The organism is Bifidobacterium catenulatum DSM 16992 = JCM 1194 = LMG 11043 (assembly GCF_001025195.1).
Taxonomy (GTDB): domain Bacteria; phylum Actinomycetota; class Actinomycetes; order Actinomycetales; family Bifidobacteriaceae; genus Bifidobacterium; species Bifidobacterium catenulatum.
In genome coordinates this window covers 835,604-853,417 of record NZ_AP012325.1, presented here as the reverse complement: position 1 = coordinate 853,417, position 17,814 = coordinate 835,604, and the positions used below count along the sequence as shown (strand labels likewise).

Annotated in this window: 15 protein-coding genes; 7 read left to right on the top strand and 8 right to left on the bottom strand. The window is 56.5% G+C overall.

What is annotated here, in order from left to right; translation table 11 throughout:
• Positions 1-68 precede the first annotated feature (68 nt).
• On the bottom strand, positions 69-1,544 hold the full coding sequence (rpsA, locus tag BBCT_RS03575; RefSeq protein WP_003835223.1) for a 30S ribosomal protein S1: 1,476 nt from the start codon (positions 1,542-1,544) through the stop codon (positions 69-71).
• Between the two features lie 164 nt (positions 1,545-1,708).
• Positions 1,709-2,584, bottom strand: a complete 876-nt coding sequence (locus tag BBCT_RS03570) for a bifunctional methylenetetrahydrofolate dehydrogenase/methenyltetrahydrofolate cyclohydrolase (protein WP_033513335.1) — start codon at positions 2,582-2,584, stop codon at positions 1,709-1,711.
• A gap of 140 nt (positions 2,585-2,724) precedes the next feature.
• Between BBCT_RS03570 and BBCT_RS03565 the strand changes: the two genes are divergently transcribed.
• The 3 genes from BBCT_RS03565 to BBCT_RS03555 all read left to right on the top strand — a co-directional run bounded on the left by BBCT_RS03565 (position 2,725) and on the right by BBCT_RS03555 (position 5,714).
• Complete coding sequence (locus BBCT_RS03565) at positions 2,725-3,810, top strand: metal ABC transporter solute-binding protein, Zn/Mn family (protein WP_033513329.1); 1,086 nt, start codon at positions 2,725-2,727, stop codon at positions 3,808-3,810.
• A gap of 171 nt (positions 3,811-3,981) precedes the next feature.
• Positions 3,982-4,875, top strand: a complete 894-nt coding sequence (locus BBCT_RS03560) for an ABC transporter ATP-binding protein (protein WP_003835228.1) — start codon at positions 3,982-3,984, stop codon at positions 4,873-4,875.
• A 2-nt stretch (positions 4,876-4,877) separates the two neighbouring features.
• The gene (locus BBCT_RS03555) at positions 4,878-5,714 is read left to right on the top strand and encodes a metal ABC transporter permease (protein ID WP_003835230.1); all 837 of its coding nucleotides are present in this window, start codon (positions 4,878-4,880) and stop codon (positions 5,712-5,714) included.
• A 24-nt stretch (positions 5,715-5,738) separates the two neighbouring features.
• Here the strand turns inward: BBCT_RS03555 and ispF are convergent, their stop codons facing one another.
• Together ispF and BBCT_RS03545 are read right to left on the bottom strand one after the other, a co-directional pair.
• Positions 5,739-6,233, bottom strand: coding sequence for a 2-C-methyl-D-erythritol 2,4-cyclodiphosphate synthase (gene ispF / locus BBCT_RS03550; RefSeq protein ID WP_003835231.1), 495 nt, complete (start codon positions 6,231-6,233; stop codon positions 5,739-5,741).
• A gap of 9 nt (positions 6,234-6,242) precedes the next feature.
• A complete protein-coding gene (locus BBCT_RS03545; RefSeq protein WP_003835232.1) occupies positions 6,243-6,839 on the bottom strand; it encodes a CarD family transcriptional regulator in 597 nt (198 codons plus the stop codon).
• 138 nt (positions 6,840-6,977) lie between these two features.
• On the opposite strand from BBCT_RS03545, the gene glgB reads away from it, so the two are divergent.
• Genes glgB through BBCT_RS03530 form a run of 3 tightly spaced genes read left to right on the top strand, consistent with a single transcriptional unit; the run spans position 6,978 to position 11,088 of the window.
• Positions 6,978-9,233, top strand: a complete 2,256-nt coding sequence (gene glgB, locus BBCT_RS03540) for a 1,4-alpha-glucan branching protein GlgB (RefSeq protein ID WP_003835234.1) — start codon at positions 6,978-6,980, stop codon at positions 9,231-9,233.
• A gap of 15 nt (positions 9,234-9,248) precedes the next feature.
• Entirely contained in the window at positions 9,249-9,977 is a 729-nt protein-coding gene (locus BBCT_RS03535) for a response regulator transcription factor (protein WP_003835236.1), read from the top strand.
• 34 nt (positions 9,978-10,011) lie between these two features.
• Positions 10,012-11,088, top strand: a complete 1,077-nt coding sequence (locus tag BBCT_RS03530; protein WP_033513340.1) for a sensor histidine kinase — start codon at positions 10,012-10,014, stop codon at positions 11,086-11,088.
• 20 nt (positions 11,089-11,108) lie between these two features.
• Here the strand turns inward: BBCT_RS03530 and BBCT_RS03525 are convergent, their stop codons facing one another.
• Positions 11,109-11,840 (bottom strand): ComF family protein, encoded by a 732-nt coding sequence (locus tag BBCT_RS03525; RefSeq protein ID WP_047750610.1) that lies wholly within the window; start codon positions 11,838-11,840, stop codon positions 11,109-11,111.
• 20 nt (positions 11,841-11,860) lie between these two features.
• Positions 11,861-12,667: an HAD-IIB family hydrolase gene (locus BBCT_RS03520; protein WP_003835242.1), complete on the bottom strand. Its 807-nt coding sequence runs from the start codon at positions 12,665-12,667 to the stop codon at positions 11,861-11,863.
• 77 nt (positions 12,668-12,744) lie between these two features.
• On the opposite strand from BBCT_RS03520, the gene BBCT_RS03515 reads away from it, so the two are divergent.
• A complete protein-coding gene (locus BBCT_RS03515; RefSeq protein ID WP_081450277.1) occupies positions 12,745-13,173 on the top strand; it encodes a metallopeptidase family protein in 429 nt (142 codons plus the stop codon).
• Here BBCT_RS03515 and BBCT_RS03510 read toward each other — a convergent pair whose 3' ends face one another.
• Together BBCT_RS03510 and BBCT_RS03505 are read right to left on the bottom strand one after the other, a co-directional pair.
• Positions 13,174-14,706 (bottom strand): DUF5719 family protein, encoded by a 1,533-nt coding sequence (locus BBCT_RS03510; RefSeq protein ID WP_033513342.1) that lies wholly within the window; start codon positions 14,704-14,706, stop codon positions 13,174-13,176.
• Complete coding sequence (locus BBCT_RS03505) at positions 14,703-17,804, bottom strand: glycosyltransferase family 2 protein (RefSeq protein WP_003835247.1); 3,102 nt, start codon at positions 17,802-17,804, stop codon at positions 14,703-14,705. The genes BBCT_RS03510 and BBCT_RS03505 overlap by 4 nt, the downstream gene beginning before the upstream one ends.
• Positions 17,805-17,814: the final 10 nt, after the last annotated feature.

Below are 17,814 nucleotides of genomic sequence, written 5' to 3'. Positions count from 1 at the left end.
CTGAATCAGGAACGGGGTCTTTTCTAGGATCTAGCCTGAGCTGAATTGGATTCTAGCTCAGCATTCAATCACTTGCCGAGCAGCTGATCGCGCAGAGCGGCGAGCTGGTCGGAGTCGGCGAGGGTGCCGGCGGAAGTGTTCTCGGAGGAGTAGTTGGAAGACACCTCTTCGACCTTCTCTTCCTTCGGAGCCTGGCCATCTTCAGCGGCGGAAGCTTCAGCGTTCTCGAGCTCCTTGGCCACAAATTCCTTGTGCTGCTCCCACAGATCGTGAGCGGCGGCGTACTGGGACTCCCACTCCTCACGCTGCTTCTCGTAACCAGCGATCCACTCGTTGGTTGCCGGGTCGAAGCCTTCCGGATACTTGTAGTTGCCCTGCTCGTCGTACTCTGCCGGCATGCCATACAGAGCCGGATCGAAGTCCTCGGAAGCCGGATCGACGGAGTCGTTGGCCTGCTTGAGGGACAGGGAGATGCGGCGACGATCGAGATCAACGTCGATCACCTTGACGAACACTTCTTCGCCCGGCTTGACAACGGTCTCCGGGTTCTCCACGTGGCGGTTGGCCAGCTCGGAGATGTGCACGAGGCCTTCGATGCCGTCTTCGACGGAGATGAAGACACCGAACTGAACGATCTTGGTGACCTTGCCCTTGACAATCTGGCCAGGAACGTGGGTGCGAGCGAAACGCTGCCACGGATCTTCCTGGGTGGCCTTGAGGGACAGGGAGATGCGCTCACGATCGAGATCAACGTCGAGCACCTCGACGGTGACCTTGTCGCCGACCTTGACAACCTCAGACGGGTGGTCGATGTGCTTCCAAGACAGCTCGGAAACGTGGATCAGGCCGTCAACACCGCCCAGATCAACGAATGCGCCGAAATTGACGATGGAGGACACGACGCCTTCGCGAATCTGGCCCTTCTTGAGCTGGGACAGGAAGGTCTCGCGCACTTCGGACTGGGTCTCTTCGAGGTACTGGCGACGGGAGAGCACCACATTGTTGCGGTTCTTGTCGAGCTCGAGGATCTTGGCCTTGATGGTCTGGCCGATGTACGGGGACAGGTCGCGGACGCGACGCATTTCGACCAGGGATGCCGGCAGGAAGCCACGCAGACCGATGTCGACGATGAGACCACCCTTGACAGCTTCGATAACGGTGCCTTCGACAACGCCATCGGCTTCTTTGATCTTCTCGATGTCGCCCCAAGCACGCTCGTACTGTGCGCGCTTCTTGGACAGAATCAGACGGCCTTCCTTGTCTTCCTTGGTGACGACAAGAGCCTCAATAGTGTCGCCGACCTCGACGACTTCGTCCGGATCAACGTCCTTCTTGATGGAAAGCTCGCGGGAGGGAATGACGCCCTCAGTCTTGTAGCCGATGTCGAGCAGGACCTCGTCGTGATCGACCTTGACGACGGTACCTTCGACCAGATCACCATCACCGAAGTTCTTGATGGTGGAATCGACTGCCTTGATGAAGTCCTCTTCGGTGCCGATGTCGTTGATGGCGACCTTGGCGACTTCGTTATTGTTCTCTGCCATTAATTTGGTTTCTTACAAATAGTGGGTGGATAAAATCGGTCTTCAATTATGTGCATGCAATGTAACACATGCAAGGTGTAAGTTTACATGGGACCATGCACAAAAAAGGCGTGCCACAACACGCGACACGCCCGAAATCATCTCGCATCGTGCATAAAGCGCAATTACAGCTGACGCTCGGCCATCTCGACCACATTCTCCAACAACATGGCACGGGTCATAGGGCCGACGCCACCCGGGTTCGGCGTATATGCCGAAACCTTCTCGTAGCTGGCTTTGTCAACATCGCCTTTCACGCGATATCGGCCAGCCTCCTCGTCAAACACACGGGAAACGCCGACATCGACCAGCACCGCGCCCTCCTTGACGTCTTCCGGCTTGACAAAGCCTGCGGAACCCATGGCCGCAATAATGACGTCGGCCTCGCGCATATGCTTGCGCACATCCTTGGTGCCTGTGTGGCACAGCGTGACCGTGGCGTTCACCGCCTTGCGCGTCAGCAAAAGACCAACCGTACGCCCGATGGTGATGCCTCGGCCGAGCACGCAGACCTCTTTGCCGTCCAAGTCGATGTCATAGGCATTCAGCAGTTCGATCACACCTCGCGGAGTACACGGCAGCGGCGTGGTAATGTCACCTCGCGCGTGCAGCACAAGTTCGCCAAGATTGTACGGATGCATGCCATCCGCATCCTTCTTGGGGTCGATCAGATCAATGATGGCGTTTTCGTCAATACCTTTCGGCAAAGGCAGCTGCACGATATAGCCCGTGCAGGCAGGGTCAGCGTTAAGTTCCCGCACGGCTTCAGCAATTTGTTCGAACGTTGCGTCGGCGGGCAACTCCTTTCGAATGGAGTTCACGCCGATTTCAGCGCAATCGGCATGTTTTCCAGCAACATATTTGACGGAGCCGGGATCGGAACCAACCAGAATGGTGCCAAGGCCGGGGTTAACCCCCCGCTCTTTCAATGATGCGACGCGCTCGGCGAGATTCGCTTTAATCTGCGCGGACACCATCTTTCCATCGATTTTCACTGCCATGCCGGCCACTCCCCTCTTTACTGGATTGCTGTTGTATTGGCATTTGCATGTATCGTAGGCTATCTTGGTTTCAGTCGTAAGTCGCACACGTATTTATGAGATGAACACGATTAAGGCGGTTCAGGAAGAGGGCAACCGATATGCGCTTGTACAAACGTTCTTCGTTACGCGCTTTTGCCGCAGGACTCGCGCTTTGCATGACGTTCGGCACGGCAGCATGCTCCGGAGAATCCTCTTCGCAGAACGATGATGCTTCCGCCGATTCCGATGCCCAGACCGAACAGATCACGCCGATCGAGGTGGTCGCCTCGGTCAACCAGTGGGGATCTCTCGCCGAGCAGATAGGCGGCGTTCACGTGAAAGTCACGTCGATTCTGTCTTCGACTGATGTTGACGCGCATGATTTCGAACCAAAGACCGACGACATCGGCAAGCTTCAACAGGCGCAGGTCGCGGTGTCCAATGGCGCGGGCTACGATGCTTGGGCCGTCAAGAATCTCAGCAAAGACACCGTTTCCGTTTCCGCAGCACAGATGGTCGGCGCAATCGAGGGCGATAATCCGCATCTGTGGTTCTCCAGCGACGCCCGCAACGCCATGGCCAAGGAATTGGCCGACACGTACAGCCGCATCATGCCCACGCAAAAGAAGTATTTCAGTAACAAACTCACCGCGTGGAACAGACGAGAAAAGAAAATAGAGAAGGACATGAAGACGTTCAGCGACACGCATAAGGACGCCTCCTATGCCGCCACCGAACCCGTCGCCTACTATCTGCTCAGCGATATGGGGTTCACCGACAACACGCCGGAGGGATACCTGCAATCGACAGGCACAGGCTCTGAACCAACCCCTGACGATCTTCAGGAATTCCAGGAATTGCTGGAAAAACATAAGGTTGACGTGCTTATCAACGACACGCAATCCGCAAGCGACGCCACGAACACGCTGACCGGCACCGCTTACAAGTCTGATGTTCCTGTACTTGACATCAGCGAACAGATGCCTTCCGACTGCAAAAGCCTGACATCGTGGATCAGATCACTCATCCTCTCGCTGAACGACATGTTCGCCGAGCAATCCGACGCCAACACCAGCTCCAACGCTGGCTCGGGAAGTACGGATTCGACGGATTCTGCGAATTCCTCCGCTGCTGACGATTCGCAAACGGCGAATGAATCGAATGATGAATCAAATGATGCCCCGCAGCCAAATCCGAGAAAATAATCTTTCAGTATCATCTTCAAAGACCGTTTCACCGTTCGACCGAACGTGAGACGGTCTTTTTTCTTGCTTATGAAGGTTTCTGACATCGTCTTGGGATTTCTTCAACGAGCCGCTTTGAATGCCGGCCCACATCTCCCTTATTGAGAATGATTGTCAACACCATTTGCGAGTATGTACGTGCATTCAAACCAAGGAGAAGCCATGCACGACGAGACACATGCCTGCATCGAATTCGATGACGCCTGCGTCAAGCGAGGCGATCGCGTCATCTGGCAACATGGCACGTTCAGCATTCCGCAAGGCTCGGTAACCGCAATCGTCGGCACCAACGGCGCCGGCAAGACCACGATGATGAAGGCCGAACTGGGACTGATCCCGACCGCGCATGGCAGCATCAGGGTGCTCGGGCGGCCTGCAGGTTCCGCGAACAGCCGCATCGGCTATGTGCCGCAAAGCTACGCTTCCGACATTGAATCGAATATCACCGCGGAACAGTCGGTGCTCCTCGGCCTGACGGGCACCAAATTCGGCATCCATCCCGTCACCAAAGCACTTCGAGACAAGGCCCGCAAAGCTATGGACTTCGTCGGACTGCAAGACAAAGCGAACTACCGCCTGTCCGAGCTTTCGGGCGGACTGCGCCAAAGGGTCGCCATCGCGCAGGCGCTCGTGGACGATCCAAAACTGCTGATGCTCGACGAACCCCTCGCCAATCTCGATCTGGCAAGTCAACGCGCCACCGTGCATGTGCTCGCCAAACTCAACCGCGAGCTCGGCATGAGCATTCAGGTGGTGGCGCACGATCTCAACATGTTGCTGCCGATTCTTACCGGAGCCGTCTATCTGCTTGACGGGCATCCGCACTATGCAGGTATGAATGAGGTGCTGGATTCCCATCTACTCACGCATTTGTATGGTACGACCGTGCAGGTGGTCACCACTCCGCAGGGAGATATGTTCGTGACGCCAAGCGAGGACGAGCCTGAAAGCATGAGCATCGGTGCGCATGCTTCCGGAGAAATCGCGCAATCTCACCATCACAGCCACACCACGCAGGAGGACTGAGCATGGACGGCACCGTATTCGCTTTCGACCCGGATTGGGTTTCCACGCTCAACGCCCCATTCATGACGAACGCGTTTCTCGCCGGCCTGTGCATCGCATTGGCAGCCGGCGTGATGGGTTATTTCACCATCGCCAGACATTCCACGTTCGCAGCCCACGCCTTAGCGCATATCGGATTGCCAGGCGCCACCGGAGCCGTATTGCTCGGCCTGCCTGTTTCCGCAGGTCTTGGCGTGTTCGCTCTTGGCGGAGCGCTGGTGATCGGTGCGCTCGGCAAGAAGGCTTCACAGCGTGAGATCGCCACTGGAACCGTGCTCGCCTTCGCCACCGGCCTTGGCTTGTTTTTCGCACGTATGTCAAGTTCGGCCTCACAACAGATGCAGTCGATTTTGTTCGGATCGATTCTGACGATTACCGACAGTCAGATCATTGGCTTTGCGATTTTCGATGTGCTGCTGTTGGCGGTTCTGGCCGTTATTTATCGTCCATTGTTATTTAGTTCGCTCGATGAACAGGTAGCGCAGGCAAAAGGCGTGCCCGTCGGTTTTATGAATATCTGTTTTATGGCGATTATGGCCGGCGTCATCACGATTGCAGTTCCAGCAGTTGGCACATTGTTGATTTTCGCGTTGGTGATCACTCCCGCCGCCACCGCCAACATCATTGCCCGCTCGCCATTCAAGGCGATGGTCGTCGCCACGGCAATCTGCCTGATTTCGATTTGGGGAGGACTGGTGCTTTCCACCATGTTCCCGGCTCCCCCAAGCTTCATTATTGTAACGATTTCAACGCTGTTCTGGGCAATCGCGAAAGCGGTTGAGTCCTTCAAAAGGAAATAACGAAACAGCCGCAAGAAAAAGAAATCAGGCTTCCTGACGTACCGGCTCGACCGGCTCCACCAAAGCATTGGCGATCGCGGCGACGCCTTCGCCGGAACCGGTGAATCCCATACCATCCGTAGTGGTGGCAGTTAACGACACGTCACAGCCCACAGCCTCGGACAACGCCCGCTCGGCCTCTTCCCTACGTTTGCCGATTTTCGGCCGATTGGCGATCACGACCACACTGGCACTCGACGGCCTCATGCCATGTTCGTTCAGATAATCGACCGTGGTTTGCAGCATCTCGGCACCATGTTTGCCGGCGCCGTCGGACTGCGATCCGACACCGAACAAAGTGCCGATATCGCCAAGACGTGCCGCGGAAAGCAAAGCGTCAATCAACGCATGTGCCGCGACGTCGCCATCCGAATCACCCTCGATACCATCGCCATCCCAACGCAAACAGGCAAGCCACAACGGCTTGCCTGCATCACGGGATGCGAATCGATGAGCGTCAAAACCCTGACCGATACGCATGAAAACGCCTTACTTCTTCTTGGACTTCTTACCTTCGGCTTCGACTCGAGCCAACGTATCCGTAGCTGCTTCCTCAGGAGCCTCGGTATGATGTTTCTCATCGCCAGGCTGAGCAGGCTCATATCCGAGGTTCACATCCAGCAGACGCTGGGCTTCGGTCTCGTCGAGCTTTTCAGACAGGGAAATCTCCGAGGTCAGAATGTTGCGGGCCTTGGTAAGCATGCGCTTCTCACCTGCGGACAGACCATGCTCGTCGACATCACGTTGGGCGAGATCACGCACCACTTCGGCGATCTTATTGACGTCGCCAGTGGCGATCTTCTCGACGTTTAGCTTATAGCGACGAGACCAGTTCATCTCCTTCTCAATAATCGGAGTACGCAGAATCTCGAATACCTTGGCCACTTCGTTGGCGTCGACGATGTCTCGCACGCCAACTTTCTTAGCATTGTCGACCGGAACGTTGATGACCAGACCGTCAGACGAAAGCACCGACAGCTGCAGATATTCGCGGGTGATTCCCTTGACTGTCCGTTCGGTGATGGCCTCCACCTTCGCAGCGCCGTGACGCGGATAGACGACCATGTCGCCGACCTTGTAACCCATGAATCCTCCGTGAAAAGCTTACACAAAACCCGAATTATTGTGCCATTAGGGGTGGACTTGACCAAAAACGCTTGAAAAAACGAAAAAATAGGCGCGACACGGGCCACTTTTCTTGCATTTCATGCTTACACTTTTGCCATGGCTACAGAATCCAAGATCAATGAAGATGTCGTTGCTGTTCCCGTTTCCCAGGGCACACTGGATGCAGTAAGCAACGGTACGTTCTACAATCCCCACGAGGTGCTCGGTGGTCACCTCGGCTCCGGCAAACACGCGGATGTCGTCACGATTCGCGTCTTGCGTCCGTTGGCAAAATCCGTGACGATCCTCACTGAGCAAGGTCAAACACTCGCAATCCATGAATACAATGGCGTCTTCATGGCACTCGTTCCCGCTGTCGCCACCGATGAAGGCTACGGCGTGCCGGATTACCGCATTCGCACCGAATATGAAGACGGTTCCATTGTTGTTTCCGACGATTCCTATCGTTATCTGCCGACCATCGGCGAGATGGACATGTATCTGTTTGGCGAAGGACGCCACGAGCGCCTGTGGGATGCGCTTGGCGCGCATGTGCTCCGCTACGACGACCCGATGGGTTCCTCCGAAGGCGTAAAGGACGAGCAGGTGGTCGGCACTGCGTTCACCGTGTGGGCTCCGAACGCCCACGCAGTGCGTGTGGTCGGCGACTTCAACGGCTGGAATGGCCGTGCCCACGCCATGCGTGAACTCGGATCCTCTGGTATCTGGGAACTGTTCATCCCGGGCATCAGCGCTGGCGAAATCTATAAGTATGAGATTCTCAACGCCAACAATGAGTGGACCATGAAGGCCGATCCGATGGAACGCTCCCATGAGATTCCGCCGCGCACCGGATCCATCGTGGTCGAGTCCAACCATGAGTGGAATGACGCCGATTGGCTTGCCGAGCGTGCGGCCAAAGACCCGCATAACGGCCCTGTCAGCATCTACGAGGTGAATGCCTCCAGCTGGCGCAAGGACGTGAACGACTACCGCGAGCTCGCCGACAAGCTGGTCCCCTACGTGCAGAAGGAAGGCTTCACGCACGTGGAGTTCATGCCGCTGGCGGAACATCCGTTCTCCGGCTCCTGGGGCTATCAGGTAACCGGTTACTACGCGATTGATTCACGTTTGGGAGGTCCGGACGACTTCAAGTATCTCGTTGAGAAACTGCACGAAGCCGGCATCGGCGTGATCATGGATTGGGTTCCGGCCCACTTCCCGAAGGATGCGTTCGCACTGGGTCGCTTCGATGGCACGCCGCTGTACGAGGATCCGGATCCGACGCGTGGCGAGCACCCAGATTGGGGCACATACGTGTTCAATTTCGGACGCCGCGAGGTGCGCAACTTCCTAGTGGCCAACGCCTGCTTCTGGCTGGATGAGTTCCATATCGACGCTCTCCGCGTGGACGCGGTCTCCTCCATGCTGTACTTGGATTACAGCCGCGAAGCCGGCCAGTGGCATCCGAACATCTACGGGGGCCGCGAGAATCTCGAGGCCATCGACTTCCTCAAGGAAGCCAACGCCACGGCATACAAGAACAATCCAGGCATCATGATGATCGCCGAGGAGTCCACGGCATACCCAGGCGTCACCGCACCGACTGACGCAGGCGGCTTGGGATTCGGTCTCAAGTGGAACATGGGCTGGATGCACGACACCTTGCAGTATCTGCATGAGGAGCCGATCAACCGCAAATGGCATCACAACGAGATCACCTTCTCCATGGTGTACGCCTATTCAGAACACTATGTGTTGCCGATCAGCCATGACGAGGTTGTGTACGGCAAGGGTTCCGTATTTGGCAAGATGCCGGGCAACGATTGGCAGAAGTATGCCGGTGTCCGTGCGCTGTTCGCCTACCAGTGGGCTCATCCGGGCAAGAACCTCACCTTCATGGGCAATGAAATCGCCCAGTATGGCGAGTGGGACCACGACGGCTCCATCGACTGGGATGCCCTTGAATGGCCCGATCATCAGGGCGTGCAGAAGCTTGTCGCCGACCTGAACGAGCTGTACAAGACATCGCCGGCATTGTGGAGCCAGGATTTCGATCCCGCAGGCTTCCAGTGGCTCACCAGCGATGACGCCGACCACAACACGCTCAGCTTCGTGCGTATCGGCAAGGATGGCGAGCAGATGGTCGCCGTCGTGAACTTCTCCGGCGAGGCCTGGTCCGACTATCAGGTGCCACTCACCAAGGGCGGAAAATGGACGGAAGTGCTGACCACGGACGACGAGATCTACGGCGGCTCCGGCATTCATAATGGCACGGTCGAAGCAGTCGAAGGCGAGTATCATTCACGAGATTGGTCCGCAAAGATCACCGTTCCGGCACTAGGCGCAGTATTCTTGAAGCCGGAACTCTGAGAAAGGCGGAAAGCTATGCTCAACTCATCAGCACAACCCACAGCGACTCCACGCACCGTTCTGGTGGTCGAAGACGAGCCGACACTGGCCACTGCCATTGCCCAACGCATCACAGCGGAAGGCTGGACGGCACGTGTGGCATCTGACGGTGCCAGCGCGGTTCAGGCCGCCGCGACCCTGCGTCCTGATCTGGTCATCATGGACATCATGCTGCCTGTGATGGACGGGCTTGAGGCCACGAAACGCATTGTGGCGGAGCGTCCTGTGCCAGTGCTGATCCTGACGGCACGAGACGACGAGGCCGATAAAGTCATCGGCCTCGGTGCCGGAGCAGATGATTACATGACCAAGCCGTTCTCCATGCGCGAGCTCATCGCCCGCTGCAAGGCGCTGCTGCGCCGTGTGGATCGCGCCAAGGTCATCGCCAAGAATTCCGAAAACGAGAAGCTTCTCGATTTCGGTTCCTTGGTCATCGATCCGGCGCAACGCATCGTCACCGTCAACGGCAAGCAGGTGCATCTGACTCCTACAGAATTCGATCTGCTGGCCACACTGGCCCGTAAGCCGAAGTCCGTGCTCACCCGCGAGAAACTGCTCGAAGAGGTGTGGGACTGGGTGGATGCCTCCGGCACCCGCACAGTCGACTCGCATGTTAAGGCGCTCCGCCACAAGCTCGGCTCGAAGACCATTCGCACCGTGCATGGCGTCGGTTACGCATTCGAACCGCCGGAACTCCAGGACTAATGATCAAGGAGCCATTGCGCTAAGATTCGGTAGTATGCGTGCTACTGATACGAAATCAGGGCGTTCGGTTAATCCATTGGAAACCGAACGCCCTATTGGTTTGTTTTCATCGCTCAAAGTCGAATTGAGCGTTCTGATCACCCTCTCCACCGCCATCGCGTTCATCATGGCGTGGTTTCTGCTCAAAGTCGGCCTGAGCGTATGGATTGCCATGCCAATCACCCTTGCCGTGGCTTTGGGCATCACCTACTTCTTCTCCAGAGGTCTCACCTCTCCCCTACGCCAAATGCGCGACGCGGCCGAGGCGATGGCCGACGGCGACTACACCGTGCGCGTGCATGTCGATTCCAATAGTCGCGACGAAGTCGGGCAGCTTGCCCTCACCTTCAACGAAATGGCGGAAGAACTCCAGCATGCCGATCAGATGCGCCGAGATATGGTAGCCAATGTAAGCCACGAATTACGCACGCCAGTATCGGCACTGCAGGCCATGGTCGAGAACATGGCGGATGGCGTGGTCGAACCCACTCCTTCGAATCTGGAAAGCATCCTCAACCAAACGTATCGTCTATCCGACCTGATCGCGTTTCTGCTTGATCTTTCGCGCATGGAAGCCGGTGCGGCAAGCCTACAGATCGAAATGTTCAATTTCGCGGATTTTCTCGATGAAACCGTTGAACCTTTGGAGATCGCCGACGCGGGGCATGCGCACGACATTGAAATGCATGTGCCCGACGATATCGAAATGGAAGGCGACCAAGACCGCTTGCGCCAACTGTTCACCAATATCATCGCGAATGCGCTCAAACATTCCGCAGACAACACCAAAGTGCTTATCGAAGCGCATGAAAACAAGGATTTCGGTACCATCGTCACGAATGTCGTCAATTTCGGCTCCCAGATTCCACCGGAGGCCCGTTCCGATATCTTCCGTCGCTTTGTCAAGGGAAAAACAGGACCGGGCACCGAATCGGGCGGAACCGGCCTTGGACTGTCAATCGCACGTTGGGCCGCCCAATTGCATGGCGGCTCGGTGAGGGTTGTCGACGATCCTCGCGGCGCCGATTTCGAAATCATCCTGCCGAAATATCATATTTCGGATGACAAATAAATAATATTTTTCTACGGTTATTACTGTGCTTGCATTGGCTCGTCCATCTGCTTTCCCGCCGGAGTGTGCGCCAGCGCGAGCACAGTAATAACCGTGGCACCGTTCTTCCGCATCGTCTCGACGCAACTACGCATGGTCGCACCAGTCGTGACGATATCATCCACCAAAATCACCATCGTATTCTGCAATGAAACCGAAGAACGCACCGAAACATGCCCTTTCAAGCGCTGCGAACGCTGTGCCGCGCCCTTGGTCTGCACTGATTTTCCTTTGACGCCCTTGTTTTCCAAGGCGTCGCATACCGTCACCTTGCAACCTGTTTGCCGTTGAAGAAAACTTGCCAGCCGTTTGACGATCGGTATCATGTGCCTTCGTCCTCGACGCCGCATCGAAGCATGCGACGACGGTGCCGGAACCACGAAAACGGCACGGTAAGAGTTTTGTCTGTCGTGAATGAAATCAATGACGCCAGATGTTTCAGCAAGTCTGCATATGGTTTCAGAAAACGGCCTGTCGCATTCCTCATCCCCATGGTCCTTCCATGCGAGAACCGCTTGTCTGACGGTACCACGGTACCATCCGCATGCAAACCAGCTTCCCATCGCAACGCCATCGAAAGTCTGAGCGGAAGAACGGGAGAACAACGCCATGCAGTCTTCGCACAGCACGTCATCCGGGCTATCGCAGCCGGCGCAGCCTCTGGGAAACAGCAGATCAACAACCTGCGAACATGCCCTCGTCATTGAGTTCATACGCGGACTTCCATCCGGTTCTACCGTGACAGACTGGCAATGATTCCACCGCACAGTTTCACGGTATCGTTTGGGCAGGTGACCTTCACCGCCCTGGTACCGGCCCGCGCCGCAGGGTAATCATTGCCATCGGGATCCATACGGTCCCCTACGAATACGATCTGGTCCACCTTGATGCCAAGAATATCGGCCAATTCCCGGACCGCAAACGACTTGTCAACGTTTTTTTCAGAAATATCAACGCTGCTGGCTCCGCCCGGATGCACCTCAAGATGCGGCAAATCGGCAGCGACAGCCCTCGCCAAACGATTTTTCTTCTCGTTGGTCGGATCCCATGTCTCCTTGGCCTCAGTGGGTGCAAGCTGCCCCAATGCGGAGAACGTGATCTGGCTGCCGCGGTCTTCGATGCGCTCGCCCCAAACATGGGTGAGCCATATGTTCTGCCCGCGCGCATTGCGTTCCAACGATTCGTAGGCTTTCGCACGATCCTCTTCACTGAGGTCGTGGGCGAAGACCTGCATCCAATTCGCACCATCCCAACGATAGTATCGCGTGCCGCTGGTCGGCATAAGATGCAGATTCGCCCGGTTTGCCTGCCCTGTCAGCCGTTCCACCACCTGGCTTTTCAGCAACGCATACTTGCCTCCGGTGATCACCGCGACATCGATCAGTGACGTCAATGCGGAAAAGCATTCGGCCATATCGTCCTTCATAGGTTTTTTTGACCTTGCCAGTGTGTTGTCAAGATCGAAGGCGATAAGTCGTGCCCCAGCGCACAAATCATCGATATTCACGTCATTCCAACAGGGCACGGAAATATCCGCCATGATCGTTCCTCCTATGTCGGTGCAATGAACAATATGGTATCGCATGATTCGCGCAAAGCCCTGATATGGTAGAGGCCATGTATCAATTGCCTTGGGAATCAACCGTGTATAGAAATCGTCATGGTCGTGGAACGAGAACGCCGATGTTCGGCACGAGACTTCCACGGTATCGTACAAGAAGCGGCATGTTCGACGATATGCTGGTGGCGCAGATCCGCAGGCTCAACGATGCGTGGCCGGAACTGGTGGCGCCGGTGCAGTTTGCTGTCGAAGATGTGCCGCCATCCGACCCGGCGCCTTGGGAGGCCACACCGCGTTTGGGATCGCAGTCGTTTCCTGCCGAGCATGGCATACCGCCGCGCATAGTGCTGTACCGTATGCCTTTGCAGTCGCACGCGCGTAGCCGCATGGATCTTCAGTTCGCGATTCGAGACGAAGTGGTGTTGCGTCTTGCGGAACTGTATGGGCGCCGTCCTGAGGAGATCGACCCGGATTGGGGTATGTGATCAGCGCACGATGGTCATGTTCTGATTGGACCACACCTGTTCGCGGGCTTCCTTCAGATCAGTTGCGCCGATAATGGACACTCCGGCCAGCTTTGCATCCGAAACGTCCTTCTGGCTTACGCGGATATTCCACACCATGGATTGATCCGGATCGGCGAGACTGACCGCGGCCACGTCTCCATCATTGATATCCGCCAATTCGATCGTAGTTGAAGCGCCAGCTCGGATGGTGAGGTCACTTTGTTCCACGATATCGCCGTCTCCGTTATATGACGTCAATGTAGCCGTGCGATCGTCGTCCGATGTGTTGGTGACGCTCACTTGCGCTGTGGCATGGTCGGGAACGGCTATGGCGGAGACGTTCATAGGCACCGAGGCATTGACCAAAGCGAAATCAGCCTGATCGCCGTCTCCATCATTGGTGACTTTTGCAGCAGCCGTTACCGGCTCAGTGGCGCTGATGGTGAGGCCGGTCGCCGACTTGGGAACGGAACCCAAGTCGATGACCGAAACACGATTCGCCTCAAGCGTCTGTTGATTGGTGTTCTTCGTTCCTGTTCCGTCCGTCCAAGATACCGTGACGTCGGCCTGCTGGGACGGATACACATACAGATTGACGTCATCGCCTTCCGACAGTCCGTTAATCGCCAGCGTTTTCGCAGAAACATTGTTGGGAACCGCGTAATCCGACCCTTTCGAAGTCAGACCGTCCATTGTTATCGTGCGGACCACGGCAGCGACCGGAGTATCCGCACTGGACACGGTGACATACAGGGCATCCTGTTCGGAAGCCGCCGCGGCAAGGTTCAATATGGATTCCTTGCCCGCTCCCACCGTCAACGTCGAACCTGTAGATAACGCCAGAGCGCCGGCCTTGTCGGATCCCCAGACCTTGATGTTCACCGATGTGGCTTTGGCTGAAGGATTGGCCACAACCAGTTGCTGGGTTATGCCTGTTTTGGTGCCCGACACCATCAACGACTGCTTCAAAGCCGGCGTGACGCAGGAAGCCGCGGAAACGCCTTTCAAATCTCCATCAGTGGCCCAAGACATCATCGAGGAAGCCGCTCCCGTTCCATCGGAAGCCGACAACAAACGGGTGTTCTGCAACTGGGAACCGTCGTTGACCGTACCGGACGCAATAAAAACATCATCGTCCGCTCCCTCATCATCCTTGGTCAGCACCAACGCCGAAGTGGTCTCATCAGTGCCAAGAAATCCTACGGAGGAATGGAACACCGCGCCGAATGCCGTGTAACGCACCGACGATGCGATATTGCCGTTGGACGCCTGATATTCACTGTCACCATACGCATCGGTATCAGCAATCGTCATTCGCGCAGGGCAATACGTTTCCAGTTGGCGGGGACTGACCGTACGAGACACGGATGAACGTTGCGTCATCGGCGAATCGGCATGAATCCATGTCGGACGATATACCGCAGCCACAGCCACCAATGCGACGATAACCAGCACTGACACAACCGCCAGCACCATACGCCAAACCGTTTTGGAACGGGAATGCTTACTCATGCTTCCTCCTGACCCTGACGCCTCATGCGCGGAAACGCAACCAAACAGTACGCGGCAATAACAACCCCCATGCACCACAGCCATGCATGGCGCCAAACGCTCGACTCCGCCTGGCGATACCCCTTGCGGTCGATATGTTGCTTGGCTGTGTCTTGAATGGTAAGGCGATAGTATGTCCCCGCATCGGTGCTCACAACGTTCTGCGTACCATCGGAAGCACTGATATTGGAGCTCAACTGGTCGGATATCTGCTTTTGCGCCTTGTCATCACCGGAACGCACCACATAGATGCCACCAAATCCCAATTCGCTCAGATCGGTAACGGCATCGGAATCAGCATTTGACAATAGCTGAGCACAATCCTTCGCAATCGCCTTGCTCGCATCATCGGAACGGCCGAAAGCCACTTCGACGCGCTGCGCCGGAGAACTGTCAATCAAATCACCTCGACGGGTGCGCATCACACTGTAGCTGATGGAACCTGTGCTATCCGCACGTACGGCAAGCACACGTCTCGCCTCATCCTGCGCAAGAAAGTCGGAAGCGACAATCGGCAGTCCCGAATCACTGGCAGCGACCGTGTCATGATCTCGCGTGATGAAATCGAAACCGGCACTCGCTACAACGGATGCGGCGATCAAGACGACCAGCACGATTCGCACGGCATGACCGGCAATAATGCCCTCAGAGGATCCATGCTCCTCAATCCCAATATCACCGGCAGGCCGCTGCCACAGCATGACGAATCGTTGCACCGCACTACCGGCGACCATGCACACGCAAGACAGCAATCCCATCATCGTGAACGAAACGCCTGGAAGCACGGAACCGGCCACGGCTCCGTCGGAGTCGACCGCGACCACAACCGCAGCGGAAAGCAGCGAAGTGACCAAGCCCGCAACCGACACAACCCACATCATGCGCGACACCCGAAGCACAAACGGCAGGAACAGCGACACCGCGGCGAGAAGCACAATCAAGGCCAATATCACCACAGCTGCATACTGCCATGCCTCACCTGATAGGGTGACGCCGAACGCTCGGGAGACAATATCCGAAAGATTGACGATCATCGGACGCCCATCATGCGCCGACGACGGCAACATCACGTTACCGAAAATTTGACGCCAGGTGCCAGCTCCCGCGTAACGCACCGCATTGACCAACGTCGGCGCGCATACGAATGCAGCCGGCAGCGGAATCAACAGCAAGGTCGTTCTATGGGAACGCACAAGCATAAGGAACACAAGGAACGACAACATCAACGGCAGCAACAATTGCGGTTCGGAGGCCACAACGGGAATGAAGCATAACGCGGCAAGAGCGGCGGCCTGCACGGAAGCCTGAGGTTTGAGCAAATCCTCCGTTCGATACATACCCACAGCTCGGAAAGAGAACGCGAAAGCCGCGGGGAGGAACACCATAACCGTTATCATCGCCACATCGGCATCGTTATATACGCTCATTGACAACGCTATGGCGAACCATGCCAATGCAGTCACGCAACGTACCGTGTCAGAGCGGGTGAAGATTCCAGCCAAAGCCCAAAACGACAGCACCATCAACGGCGCAGACAGGAAAAACACCACAGCGACGGCGGTCGCCACATGCCCCGCAGTGAACACGGAAACCACCATGAGCACCAACAGCCATGGCGCACTCGGCGCGCTGACACCAGTTCCCGCGGTATACGCCCACGATGTAGTGGCGGCACGGACCAGCTGGGCAAAGCCTGCGTCGGTCGGCAGCAATGTATGCGAATACATCGACGCGCCGGAGAGCACGCTACGGAACACATTCCAATACAGGAAGACGATCCAAGCGAACGCGATCAGCGCAGAGGTGAGGGCAAATCCCCATCTGCGCATCAGCCTTTTGCGCAGATGCGCCTTGGCGAGGGGGCTAAGAATCACCGTGCCACGCTGGTCGAGGAAGGCTCGCTTGCGATCGTTCCATTGTTTGATTTGTTGACGGCCCGCCTGCAATGCCGACAATGATTTCAGGGAAACCTTGCTTTGCTCGCGCAGCCTGGCACGAGCACGCCATGCGCCCGGCAGACAAAGCAACGAACGCCACGGCAAAGCCAGCTCACAACAGGCATGGTACGGCTGCTTACGGGTGAGGCAGAGCACGGCCAAGCCCAGTGCCTTGATAAACGACCAGATCCACAGCAAAAGCCACCAGGAACGGTGCACATCCGTGTACGCATATTTCGTATTCGCTTCACGCTTCGCGAGATATGGATCGATGCGACCATCCTCGTCTCCGACCTGCTGGCCGCTTTTGGAGCGCACGCCTTCGAACCGTGCTCTCCTATGGGCAATCCGAGCCTGCGGCACCACCACCACACGACCTCCACCCAGGCAGATGCGCCGGCATAGATCCGTGGACTCGGCGAAGGTGCCAAACCAGGAATCAGCGCCCTTCCACGTTCGCAAGGTGGCCAATGGAACCAACGCGCCGGAAAGCGAGACTGCCAGCACATCCTGCCGGCCATCATACTGTTCCTGATCGGGTTCCCCATCCACCACCAAAGATACGAGATTGTGACGCCCCGCATACAGGCCGACGTTATGCAGGCTTTTCGCCTGCCAATCCAGCTGTTTCGCGCCGAGCAAAGACGCCGTCGGTGTATTTCTCCAAGCATCAAGCAATGCTTCGAGGCATGACTCGTCAGCCGGCCTCGAGTCGTCGTGCAAAGTCCACAGTGCGCTGATCTGGGCGTCAAGGTCGATCTGCCGCATCGCACGAGACACGGCATTCGTGAATGACGTCGCCCCTTTCACCCCTACCAGAACGACACGTATGGTCTTGCTTTCAGGAACTTCCGTAAGCACGCCAGCCGGCGACGGAATGACGTCAAACGTCATCTGCATGGGCTGTTCGACCTGATTGGTGCAATCCGCAACGATGATGGTGCCCGGAAGCACACGCTGTGCGAGCACCGCCGCAAAGGTGGAGGGGAAAAAACGTAAATCGCTCTGCGCGGTAATCACCGCAGCCACGGACGGATCGGCATCCTGCCGGTGAGAGTACGGCCTGCTGTTGAGCAGATCGGTCACGATTCCCTGAATATCGCTGCTGGCATTAGAATTCATAATTTCAAGT